We start from the raw sequence: 12,432 nt of genomic DNA on the forward strand, positions 1-12,432 counted from the left end.
AAGGACGTAATGGCGTTAGGACGGTTAGACTAACGCTCAACTACGCGCTAATGACAGTCTTAACTGACGTTTCCAGAATATCCAGTGCTTCCAACAAGTCTGCGTCGGTAATGGTGAGCGGACATAGGCACTTCACGACTTCCCCGTCTTGACCGCTGGTTTCAATGATCAGGCCATGTTCGAAGGCCGTGCTGGTAATCTTATCGGCGATATCACCCGACACGACATCGATACCGCGCATCAAACCGCGACCGCGCTCAGTTGCCGGCATGCCGTTTTCAGTCAGCAGTGCCGCTAGCTTCTGAAAACGCTCTTCAACGATACGTGCCTTACGCTGCACGTCACGCTCGAAGGTATCGTTCGACCAATATTTTTTCAGCGCTGCAGTCGCCGTCACCATGGCTAGGTTAAAGCCGCGGAAAGTTCCGTTGTACTGACCGGGCTTCCACTTATCCAGTTCAGGACGCATCAACACATGAGCAAATGGCAGTCCAAAGCCCGACAGCGATTTCGAATTGGTTACGATATCCGGCGTGATACCTGCATGCTCGAAGCTGAAGAATTTACCCGTACGGCCACACCCTGCCTGGATGTCATCGACGATCAATAGAATATCGTGGGCGTGGCAAATGCCCTCCAAGCGCTTGAGCCAATCCAGACCCGCAACGTTGATGCCGCCCTCGCCTTGCACGGTTTCGACGATGACACCTGCAGGAATGTCTAAACCGCCTGACTTGTCATTCAGCAGTTTCTCAAAATAGTCCAATGTGTCCGCGTGCTCGCCCATGTAGCCATCGAACGGCAGGAAGCTGGCACCTTGGGTGGGAATCCCCCCGGTAGCTTCACGGAACTTGCGGTTGCCGGTGGTAGCCAGTGCGCCCATGGTCACGCCGTGGAAGCCGTTGGTGAAGGTCACAATGTTATGGCGACCTTTAGCAACACGCGCCAAGCGGATGGCTGCCTCAACGGCGTTCGTGCCCGTCGGACCTGGCAGATGCACTTTGTAATCGAGCCCGCGGGGCTTGAGGATCACGTTCTCCAGTGTTTCCAGATAATCGCGTTTGGCACTGGTCCACATATCCAAGCCGTGAACCACACCGTCACTGGACAGGTAGTCAATCATGGCTTCTTTTAGGTGCGGATTGTTGTGGCCGTAGTTCAGCGTGCCGGCACCGGCCAGAAAGTCGATATACTCTCGGCCATTTTCATCGGTCAAACGTGCATTCTGTGCCTTCGTAAAAACAACGGGAAACGAACGTGAGTAGGTACGAACGTTGGATTCCATGCGTTCGAGTGTCTGGGTCTGCATTTGCGACCTCCATATCAGTGTTGTGAGCCAAGCGAGAAAAGCAGCTAGGTCAACACGAGCGGGAAAACGCTCGCTCAAGACGACAGATCAAATATGGTTCGTCTGAAACGGCCCGATGCGGACGAGGTTTTCCGGGTCGTGCTCTCCACCTAACTGCTCAGTGGAGAAATATTCCCGGCTATTGAGGGGAGCCTGCCAGCGCGCTGCCAAGCGTCGAAACAGCCCCCAAGAAGCCTGGTTATCAGGTGTGATGGTGGTTTCGAGGTGGTGGACATCATCCAGTTCGGGGCGCGACATGATGGCTTCTACCAAACGGCGTGCTAACCCCGTTCCACGCGCTTTCTCACCCACCGCTACTTGCCATAAGAAATAGGTATCTGGCGCGTTGTCTTTGACATAACCCGAAACGAATCCCACGACTTCGCCCTCTTCATTGGTGGCAACGGCGCAGGTATCTCGGAACTGGGTCGCCAGCAACAGGTACGCATAGGCTGAGTTCACGTCGAGCGGTGGACACGCTTTGATCAATTCGTAAATGCCCCAACCGTCGTCGGCATTAGGCTTACGAATAAACATTGGCATTTCTGCATGGCCTACCACGGCGTCTGCAACGGTAGGTCGAGCCAGCTCGGCAGAGGGTGTAAACGGCTTGATGGGCGTACTCATGGTTATGCTTCGCTGTAGCGAATTTGAGTTTCATTATAACAGCTGATTATGAGCAATTCAAAAGCCATATTATTCATCTCCCTACTTTCCATAAATTGTGGTTATCAAACAGGCCGACTCCCACGCCTGCTCTTGGCGAGATCACTCAATGAGTTTAGATCAGGCTGACCGCTACGCGAGACAAAAAAGGCGAGCCGATGCTCGCCTTGCATAAGCAAAAGGCCGTTCAATAACGGGAGGGAGTGCGCATGGTCACGAACTCCTCTGCTCCGGTGGGATGGATGCCAACGGTAAGGTCAAAATCTTCTTTGGTCAGCCCAGCGCGTACCGCGATGGCGATACCTTGAATCAATTCACCGGCCTCCTCGCCCACCATATGGGCACCTACGACTACGTCGCTGGCGTCATCGACGATAAGTTTCATCAGCATGCGTTCCTGACTTCCGGAAAGCGTATGCTTCATGGCTCTAAAATCGGTACGGTAGACGCGGATTTTATCGAATTTTTCCCTTGCAGCCTCTTCCGAAAGTCCCACCGTGCCAATGTTAGGATGGCAAAAAACGGCGGTGGGGATGGTGTCGTAATTCAACGGCCTTGGCGCTTTTTGGTGGAAGTGAATGTCTACTAATTGCATGGCTTCTGCCAGCGCTACCGGCGTCAATTCAGGCCCCTCGATCAGATCTCCCAAGGCGAGAATCGAAGGCACCGTGGTTTCATAACGCTCATTGACCGGCAGTTTGCCATCACCATTTAATGTGATACCCAACGACTCGACGCCCAGACCGGTCACGTTGGCTTGGCGGCCAGTGGCCGCCAAAACGGCATCTACTTCCAGCGTTTCACCCGTGGTGAGTGCCACTTGCAGCGCGCCGTTCGACTGTTCGATACGAGCAATGTTGGCAGCAAAATGTAATTTCACACCTTTCTTAGCCATCTCGTCTCGGGTGAATTCTCGTACTTCCTGATCGAAGCCTTTCAAAAAAAGATCGCCTCGATAAATCAGGTGCGTCTCACTACCTAAACCGTTAAAAATGCTCGCAAACTCAACGGCGATATAGCCGCCCCCCAGCACCAAAAAACGCTCGGGGAAGGTTTCCAGGTCGAATATCTGGTTGGAGGTCAAGGCAAGGTCGCTGCCAGGGAACTCAGGCACCCAAGGCCAGCCGCCGGTGGCCAGCAAAATCTTGTCGGCACTGATGCTGACGTCGCCCTCGGCATTGGACAAAGTAACCGTATGCGGATCGGTCACCCGGGCGCGCGCGTTGAAGAGCGTCACCCCTGCTCCCTCCAACATGCGCTGATAGATACCGTTGAGTCGTTTGATCTCGCTGGTTTTGTTGTCTCTCAGAGTCGGCCAATCAAAGGTTGCAGGGGATGGCAGCTGCCAGCCAAACCCCGCTGCGTCATCGAAACTGTCATGAAAGTGTGCCGCATATGAATAGAGCTTCTTGGGCACGCAGCCCACGTTCACACAGGTGCCTCCTAAGTAACGATCTTCTGCAATCGCCACGCGAGCTCCAGCCGCCGCCGCCATACGTGCCGCGCGAACGCCGCCGGAGCCTGCGCCAATCACGAATAAATCGAAGTCATATGCAGCCTCTGCTGACATGGTTATCTCCTGTCCTCTGCCGAACTTACCACGGTTGGGTAAGAGCTAATAAGATTGACCTTGCGGGCAAGGGAGGTTAAAAACGCAACAGTTTGTTAACAACGCCGTTGGCCCCCGAATAAACTCAACTAACAATGCCGCCTGGAGATTGGATGCCTCATCGAATTGCAACGCTGCTAGAGAACAACCGCACATGGGCTGAGCGCATGCGCAAAGAGGATCCGGACTTTTTCAAACGGTTGGAGAACCAACAATCCCCAGACTATTTATGGATCGGCTGCTCGGATAGTCGCGTACCGGCCAACCAGATCATTGCTCTGCCGCCTGGCGAAGTGTTCGTTCACCGTAACGTCGCCAACCTGCTTCACCATACCGATATGAACGCGCTCTCGGTGGTCCAGTACGCAGTCGATGTGCTCAACGTGCGCCATATCATGATCGTGGGCCACTACGGGTGTGGCGGCATCAAAGCAGCCGTGACCGGCGGAGAATGCGGGGTGGTGGACTACTGGCTACACTCGGTCCGCGAACAGTACACACGCCATCGTGACACCCTGGAGCATCTGCCGTTAGAGGAGCAGATCGACCGCATGTGTGAGCTAAACGTCAACGCCCAGGTCAGTAGCCTATGCCGGACGAAAATCTTGCAGCGAGCTTGGCAACGCGGCCAGTCGGTCTCGGTACACGGCTGGGTATACGGCTTGAGCGACGGCCGCGTCAAAGACTTGAACTGTACGGTCAGTGGCCTCGATCAAGTCGAAACGCTGTATCGCATCGACCGTGTTCAGCCTAGCGACTGATGGCGATTTTCCTCTCGGTCCCTAATGCAACAGCTCCACCATCGCCACGATCCGTTGCCGTCAGTCGTAGCGGTAAGCTCGGTGGCAGCTACGACAGCTCAGTCCAACATCGGAAAACGCGCGCGTCGCTGCTCGGTAATCTTCCCGTTCTGCCGCTTCTACCAAAACGCTCACTTTCTCTTCCAGGTCGGTGAACCCGGCAGCAAAATCTTCCCACTCTTCCCAGATGTCTGGCTTGGCGTCAGAGCCACGTCCATCGGTTCCTGCAATAAAGGCTGGCAAAAAATGGGCTTGGGTCGCTTTCTCTTGCAACTCTGCCAGTCGCGGGGCTGCTCCACGAGCATCCTGATTGTTGACCAAGTCGAAGCGAAGCTGCCGGAGCAGACGCTCCAGGTCTTTGAGTTCGTCTTGGCGCCAAATGACCGCCTCACGTTCGCTCGCAAACGGCGTATCTTCTGCCGTCTGCGGCATTGCAGGGAGAGACTGCTCAGCCTTTGCACTCATGGCAAAAAGCCCTAGTAGCGTCATGACGCATGCCCACTGGGGGGCTCTTCGCCCCCTTGAAGATCGATGCTGCATAATGATGTCCTTTACCCTATGGCGCAGGTGACGCCTGTGCCTTTCAAGCCGCAGTATCCCCCCGGATTTTTATCGAGGTACTGCTGATGATACGCCTCGGCATAATAGAAAACGTCCAGCGGTCTGATTTCTGTGGTGATAGTGCCTTTACCGGCTTGTGTAAGGGCCTGCTGAAAGGCTTCGGCACTCTGCCGAGCGACCGCCAGCTGCGCGTCCGTGGTGGTAAAGATGGCTGAACGGTACTGGCTGCCGATATCGTTACCCTGGCGATTACCTTGCGTTGGGTCGTGCTGCTCCCAGAAAATTTGCAGCAGAGTCTCTAGAGGGACCTGTTTGGGATCAAAAATGACCCGGACGACTTCGGTGTGGCCGGTCAGGCCAGTGCAGGTTTCTTTGTAGGTCGGGTTGGGCGTCGTGCCACCGGCATAGCCAGCCGCCGTGACATATACCCCCGGCTGCTGCCAAAAAAGGCGCTCAACTCCCCAAAAGCAACCCATACCGAACACGATCTCTTCATGTCCTTCCGGATAAGGAGGATGGATCGAGTGTCCGGTAATGGTATGAAGGTCGCTTGTCTCGATAGGTGTGTGGCGCCCTTCTGGTGCGCTTTTTTTCGTCAATAGCGTCATAACACCCTCTCTATTGCTGGGGATAAATATAAGGATCGCCCGAACGGGTGAATCTATAGATCAGGTCCACTGCCTGGTTAGCTCCAGACACTGCTTGAACATACAGGTTCCGCCAAAGCGTGTAGCGTAACGTAAGTTCCGCGATGGGAGAGAAAATACCTACACCGTAGCTAATGCGTAAGTCATCAGTGAGCTGACCGCTCACGGCGACCTGGCTATCATCACCGGCACCGGTGGTATCCAGCGTAAGATCGTCGATACCGAATGCTTCCCCAATCGAGCCCACGGCGCCGCCCGTCCGTCCTAATGACATTCCGATCAGCGCCGTGGTCAACGCGCTGTCGATCCCGCCACCCGACGCATCCGGTGCCCGGCCGCGCAGCAGGTACGAAAGGGAGCGCGTTTCGTCCATCGCAGGTTCGGAGAAGATCATGACGTTCGGCTGCTCTGCGTTGCCGGTGACCCGCAAGCCAGCAATCACGTCATCTTCGGTGACTTCAGGGTTTCGAATGGCTTCGAAGTCCAATACCGGAAGTCCAGGTGGCCCACTGAAAATAAGCTGACCACGACGAATCAACAGATCCTGGCCAAAGGCTTGGAAACGGCCATCGACGAGATTGCGGCCATCGACGAGATTGACATCGCCAAATAGCTGCAGCGCGCCGCTGTCTTGGCGAACTTCGAGACTGCCGCTCAGCCCTGATTCCAGCCCGTAAGCTGAAATCTGCATATCCCGGCCAAGATTGAGCGTGATCAGAACGTCAAGCACCATGCCGGTGGATGCTAACTCGTCGGCCGCGCTGGGGTCGTTGCCTGCTTCTGCGGCCAGACGTGCTTGGCGCTCGGCCTCGCGGTCATCTCGCTCGGTGATGATGATCTCATCGGGGCTAGGTGATGTTGCTGACGCTGGTAAATCACCGACCTCCAGACGCGCCCAGGGGAGGTCCACGTTACCACGAACTTGAAGACGCTCAGGAGTGACGCGTATGCGAATGTCCGGCGCTGCCTCCAAGCGGCCAAACTGCGGGAGAACGACGAGCAAGGGTTCTTGTGTTGCATTGAGATCGACCCCGATTCGCCAGGCGTCACCGGTGGGCCAATAGGCGTTACCGCTGATGTTAAGGCGTCCGCGTTCTGCGGCAATGAATCCATCGATCTCCCCCTCTTCACCATCGAAGGCAACGGCTAGTTCACCATCCACGATCGCAATGGGAATGTCTGGCCCGCTCACTTTTAAACGACGCAGAGCAAGCTCACCCTGTAAGTCCGGCTGGCTAGTCGAGCCGCCAATGGTAACGGTGCCATTCAGGCCGCCTTCTAACTCGTCCATACCCACTACCATGGGGCGATACGGCGCTAGAGTGACGTTATTGGCGCGCAGCTGACCGTCTAGGGCACCCTGACCTAGAGGGTCGTTAACCGCCAAGTTGAGCGTCAATTCTCCCGCTTCGGAGAGGGATAACAGCACGTCTGCCTGCGCTTGCGCTTGATTGGCTTCGATTCGTGTATCGAGATCGATCACCGGTAGCTCGACGGGCTGGCCATAATCGTTAACCGCAGTGATGGCCAACTCACTCAATAATTGAAGATTGGCTTGCCACTGTGCGCCGCCCTGACGCCAACTAGCGACTAGATCGGCCGTGGTGTCCCCCTGGAAGCTCCACTCCTCTGGCAGGAACGGCTCCAACATTTCCATAGGCACCTCGCGCACGCTCAGCACGGCGCGCCCTTGGTCAGCAGAGGCCGTTATTGGCTCTTCAGAGCACACTAGCCCTCCCTGCAAGCGACGCAGACAAAACGGGCTGAGGTTGGCCTGCCCATTGGCCAGGTTGTAAGTAATGTCCAGAGGCTCTTCCAGTCGGATGTCCCCAGCCTCCGAATCGACTTCCAGAGGTGTCAGCCGGGCTTGATAACGCTGAGCTTGTTGGTTGAAACGGCCATTAAGCGCCACGTTCGCGCGGCTTAGAACATTGTTGGTGTCGCCGGTGGCATCAAGGCGTAGGGCATGCTCTGAGAGTCGGCCGGTCAGAACCAACGCGACAGAGGCCAATGATTGACCTGCTGCGTTGACGCCTTGGGCATCCAGGTCGATGCGTAGGTCAGGATCATCCAGACCTTCCACTCTTCCAGATAGCGAAAGCACCGCTAAGCGGTTCTCGGCAAAACGCAGATTGCGGCCGTTCACATTCGCTACGATGTTAGGCTGCGTAAAGCTGCCTTGTGCCTGAATGTCGCCGGTCAGCTCCCCGGCTAGATCAGGATGGAGGCTTTGCAATTGGTTGAGCGCGATATTGGCCTCTAGGGACATTGCCTCTTGGCTCATTTGACCAGACGCGGTCAGGCGATTATTGCCTTGGGTGAATAGCAGCGTTTGGATATCGACTTCTAGATCACTGTTGGCGGCGAGTTCTGCTTGAAGAGTGAGAGGATACTCCTGCAATCGCCCCTGAATATCGAGTTCAGGCACGCTGACGTCCCAGCGCGCTCCCCGCTGGCGGACACTCGCCACGATGCTGCCGCTGAGATTGCCTTCCAACTGGGGGACGAAGAGTGAAGGATCCAACGCATCCAAACGTACCTGTGCGTCCACGGCGATGGCCTCGGACCAGTTCACTTCGCCTTCACTGCTCACAACGCTCTCATCGACGGTGATCGCGAGCGGGAGCCAGCGGAAAGAGGACAAATCCCCTTCACCCTCCAATTCGATGGCGGTCGTTGGAACTTGAGGGCCTTGCGCCACCGTGGCCAAGTTCACTCGATACGACGCTAGGCTTCCACTGACAGCGAGATCGAGGTTCTCCAGTATATAGGGGTCGCTTTGGCTTTCATTGCCACTATCGGTCTCTTCGCTGCCTGCACCTTCGCTGGAAGGGTCGCTCAACGGCCACTGCAAGCGATCACTTTCGAGACGTGCCTCGAAAGGCAGCGTGGGCGCAAGCGCATCGACTTGAGCCGTCAACGTAGCTCCCACCTGACCGGATAACCTTAGATCAGCCGTCAAGTCGGCAAGGCTACCGGAGAGATCGAGGGCTACCTGCTCTCCCCTTAGCGCGGGAAAAATGTCGGGCAACCATAGCTCTGCGCGAAGCGCCGCATCCAGGGGATAATCACCGCTCAAGCTGATGTCAGCCGTTAAACTGGCATCGGCATCTGGGGTGGCAAGCTCCAATGTACTGAGCGTGATACGGCTTTCCCGTGCCTGCGCTTCTAACAACAGTCGCTCGACCTGGTACTCGAAGGCACCTGAAATATCGACATCCGTGACGAGCAAGGAGGCCAACTCGACGTCGATTGGCATGGTGAATTCGGGTAGCGACAGGCGCTCCCGATCGCTCAGCGCAAGTGACGGCGCTCCATCGTCAGCTTCGACGGGGCGAGTGGCCTGCACGGCAGCGTCAATGGCAGTTGCGCTCAATGCTGTGTTGGTGTCTTGCGTCAGCAGTACACCTGGAGATGGCGGCAAGTAGATCGACGGCGATTCGAGCGTCGTGGGTGCAATGGTGACCTGCTGCCCTTCAGCAGAGATCGAGGTGGTAAATGCTGTCCATTCGATACGAGTACCATCGCCCAAGGTAAGCCGCACGTCATTCAGTGCGATGTCGCGCAGCTCAATGGGAAACGGCAGCGTTATATTTAAAGGCCCCGGTTCTTCTTGAGGCGGCTCTTCCGCCCCTGACCCGCTGGAGAGACGAATGTCAGCCTGTTCTATCCGCAGTGACTCCAGGCAAAGCTTACCGGAGAGTAAACAGTCTTCTGCCCACGCAAGCTCGACATCATCAATCTCGATCCGAGTGCCTGCAACGGCCATCTGAAAGCCTTGAAGACGAAAACGATCGAGAAGCGCGCCCTCTTGTTGTTCATAGGTAAAGAAACCGCGCTGTTCGCCCTGCGAGAACAGCTGCTCCGTCCCCCAAGGCGACAAGGCAACGCCGAGCATAACGATGATTATGCCCAGCACCCATAGCGGGAAGACGATGAGCAGACGCAGCAAGCTCCATAGGGCTAACCAGAGGCGGCGTTTGGCCGAGAGCGGCTGACGCTGTGGGGCTGTTGGTTTATCGACCTGAGTCAAGGCGCTCTCCTAGAATTCCGGACCGATAGAGAAGTGCACGCGGAAAGCGTCGTCCACATCGAAGGGGTGGGCTATATCGAAGCGAATAGGCCCTACAGGAGAGATCCAGCGAACCCCTACCCCTGCGCCTGTTTTGAGATCATTGGGCCCCCAATTATCGAATGCATCACCGGCATCGATGAAGGTGGCGCCCCACCAGTCTCCGGTCACACGGCGCTGGTACTCAAGCGTCGACGTCAGCATTTGCTGGCCACCGCGTAAACGCCCTTCTGGGTTGCGGGGGGACAAACTCTCGTAGGAGTAGCCACGTACGCTGCGGTCACCGCCGGCAAAGAAACGTAGCGAAGGCGGTAGTTTGTCAAAGTCATCCGTCTCAATGGCCCCTATGCTCAACCGTGCAGAAAAGCGATTATCGTTACCGATCATACGAATCCACTCAGTATCCCCCGTGAGCCGGGTGAATCGCGCATCGGATCCCCAGGCGCGGTCGGAGTATTCGATCGACAGCTGCTGGCGGTCGCCCCATAACGGAAAACGTTGAGGGCGCGTGCGGGTTCTCGACCACTGAATACCGGGATAGAACAGCCAAACTTCGTCTGCCTGACCACCTTGAGTAAAATCTTCATAGGTCGTTCTGAAGTAAAGCGTTTGCACCCAGCGGTTATCGAACTCCCAGCGCCGCGCCACTTCCACCGTGCCTTCTAACGACTGGGTGTCGCTATCATCGACGTTTCGCACGCCGTATTGGAGACGGTAGCTGTCACGTAGGGGATCTTCGAGCGGAATGTTGTACACACCGGTAAACCGCTGCTCTGGAGCAGATACATAGAGATCATGGTTGAGGCTATGGCCAAACCGGTTGATCCAGGGCTGTTGCCACCCAAAGCGGAGACGGGGGCCCACGTCGGTAGCAAAGCCCACACCCACTTCGAATTGGTGTCGATCAGCGGGCTCTACATTGATGTCGATGGGAAGCCGAGTGTCATTGTGGCTGTGAATGCTCAGTGCGCTGGCCAGTGCTGCGCTGCTCAGTCGCGGACGCTGGGGTTGCGATGCCGTCGCTTCGTTCCACCAGGGAGATCCACCGCTGGGAGGAGCGATCGTCAATTCTTGCGCGGTTTCCAAGCGTGGCCTCACAGAAACAGAACTGAACCAACCTGTTTCCGCCAGCCGCTGATTATAGCGGGCTAGCGACTCGGCGAGGTAAGGGTCCCCTGTTTCGAAGGTTTGCATTTCACGTAACCGCTCGGGCTGGATATGGCTGCCCGTGATCAACGTCTCGCCAAACTGATAACGAGGGCCGCTATCGAAGGTCATGTAGAGACGCGCGCTTTCCAAATAAGGACGGACTTCCATTCTGCGGTCGGAGAAGCCCCAGTCGAAATAGCCGCGTTCGATCGCTAACCCAGCGAACTGCGAGCGCAAGTTATCCCATGGAGCATGACGTAAAGGGTCGCCTTCTTTGAGAGGAAAGTCATCTAGCGCTTCTTGGAACGGTGGATCGTCGTTGGCATCTCCATTGAGGGTGATGTCGAGCACTTCGATCGTGACTTGTGGGCCTGGTTCTATGCTTATGGAAATAGGCGTCGCGTTTAGATCCACCGTGACGTCGGGCTCATAGTAGCCATATACGCGCATGGCCTCTTGGCTACGCTGGCGAATTTCCCCCTCTAAACGCGTGTCGGTGTATTGTTCGGCGTCGATAGTTTCCAAGTAAGCACCGATGTTATCGGAGACTTGACCGCTGACACCGCTAATAGCCGCCTCTAACGCCCATGTGGAGGTGGCAACCGATAAAAGTGGCAGTGTCACTACACAGGCCATTTGTTTGGCCGAGGGCCAATGCCGTTGTCTTCCCATACCGTGATATCCCTAACCCCATGACCGGCTGTGTGGCGACTACACTTGACCGCATAAACAGGTACTTAATTTCTCAGCATCTCCATCTGCGCGCTAAAGGCAAGCTGCGCTTGGCGGACCTGCCTAACGTCGCTTTCGAGTGTACTCAAGCGTTGAGACCACTGCTCCTGAAGGGCCGATAGCTCCGCCTGAGTGGCAGATTCATCGACTGATGCAACGGCCGTCACGTCGTTTGATAGCTGAGTCAACTGCTGCTCGACCTCTGCCTGCCAGTTTTGAAACTGTGCCTCTAGTGCTTCTCGGTCGCTGGAAACTTGGCGCTCCATGGAGGTCAGACGCTGCCCCAGAACGTTCTCCAAATGCGCTACTTCTTCGACCAAATTTTGCCGCCCTGACGTTCCTGCTTGCTCCAACGCATCCAACGAAGAGCGTATCGAGGCGAGCTGACGGTCGCGTAACTCGGCTTGCTCTTGGACTTGTTCCAACTGTAAAGCGAGTGGCTCCAGTGCTTCATCGGAGACTAGCTCCTCATTATCCGTCAGCAGCCCATAGAGTTCTTCCCGGGTATTGGTGAGCGCAATGGAGAGCTGCTCCTGCTCTTGAAACAGCGTCGTCATTTGAGCTTGTACAAAGGTTAACGCATCCTGAGCATCCGTGTCACCTGAGTCCAGCCTGGCGTGTAGATTAGAGACTTCACCACTAACGCGATGTACTTCGCCCAGCAGCCGTTCTCTCTCGTACCACAATCCCGCCGCCGCAGCTCCCAAGAGAAGTAGAATCAACACTAACATGAGCCACAGGGGCCAAAGCTTCGGGCCTCTGCGATGACGTAAATGATGCGCCGTCAGGCTTTGATCCACATCGGGAACAATACGCTGAGATGAAGTCGCGTCAGACATGATGTTTCC

At 56.0% G+C, this 12,432-nt stretch carries 9 protein-coding genes; 1 reads left to right on the forward strand and 8 read right to left on the reverse strand.

The window, feature by feature from the left end; translation table 11 throughout:
• Nucleotides 1-40: 40 nt before the first annotated feature.
• The 3 genes from ectB to gorA form a co-directional block, all read right to left on the reverse strand.
• Nucleotides 41-1,309, reverse strand: coding sequence for a diaminobutyrate--2-oxoglutarate transaminase (ectB, locus tag FRH_RS15365; RefSeq protein ID WP_219863737.1), 1,269 nt, complete (start codon nt 1,307-1,309; stop codon nt 41-43).
• Between the two features lie 87 nt (nt 1,310-1,396).
• Complete coding sequence (gene ectA / locus FRH_RS15370; protein ID WP_281997215.1) at nt 1,397-1,975, reverse strand: diaminobutyrate acetyltransferase; 579 nt, start codon at nt 1,973-1,975, stop codon at nt 1,397-1,399.
• Between the two features lie 226 nt (nt 1,976-2,201).
• Nucleotides 2,202-3,584 (reverse strand): glutathione-disulfide reductase, encoded by a 1,383-nt coding sequence (gorA, locus tag FRH_RS15375; protein WP_219863739.1) that lies wholly within the window; start codon nt 3,582-3,584, stop codon nt 2,202-2,204.
• Between the two features lie 152 nt (nt 3,585-3,736).
• Here gorA and can point away from each other — a divergent pair, with 152 nt between their 5' ends.
• Nucleotides 3,737-4,384, forward strand: a complete 648-nt coding sequence (can, locus tag FRH_RS15380) for a carbonate dehydratase (RefSeq protein WP_281997216.1) — start codon at nt 3,737-3,739, stop codon at nt 4,382-4,384.
• A gap of 60 nt (nt 4,385-4,444) precedes the next feature.
• Here the strand turns inward: can and FRH_RS15385 are convergent, their stop codons facing one another.
• The 5 genes from FRH_RS15385 to FRH_RS15405 form a co-directional block, all read right to left on the reverse strand.
• A complete protein-coding gene (locus FRH_RS15385) occupies nt 4,445-4,888 on the reverse strand; it encodes a cytochrome c (RefSeq protein ID WP_231125611.1) in 444 nt (147 codons plus the stop codon).
• Nucleotides 4,889-4,974: 86 nt separating this feature from the next.
• Entirely contained in the window at nt 4,975-5,592 is a 618-nt protein-coding gene (gene msrA, locus FRH_RS15390) for a peptide-methionine (S)-S-oxide reductase MsrA (protein ID WP_139527580.1), read from the reverse strand.
• Nucleotides 5,593-5,602: 10 nt separating this feature from the next.
• The gene (locus tag FRH_RS15395; RefSeq protein WP_281997217.1) at nt 5,603-9,664 is read right to left on the reverse strand and encodes a translocation/assembly module TamB domain-containing protein; all 4,062 of its coding nucleotides are present in this window, start codon (nt 9,662-9,664) and stop codon (nt 5,603-5,605) included.
• Between the two features lie 9 nt (nt 9,665-9,673).
• Nucleotides 9,674-11,524: an autotransporter assembly complex family protein gene (locus tag FRH_RS15400; RefSeq protein ID WP_239295745.1), complete on the reverse strand. Its 1,851-nt coding sequence runs from the start codon at nt 11,522-11,524 to the stop codon at nt 9,674-9,676.
• Nucleotides 11,525-11,589: 65 nt separating this feature from the next.
• Nucleotides 11,590-12,423, reverse strand: coding sequence for a hypothetical protein (locus FRH_RS15405; RefSeq protein ID WP_139527576.1), 834 nt, complete (start codon nt 12,421-12,423; stop codon nt 11,590-11,592).
• Nucleotides 12,424-12,432 lie beyond the last annotated feature (9 nt).

The organism is Halomonas sp. A020 (genome assembly GCF_027943625.1).
Classification (GTDB): domain Bacteria; phylum Pseudomonadota; class Gammaproteobacteria; order Pseudomonadales; family Halomonadaceae; genus Vreelandella; species Vreelandella piezotolerans.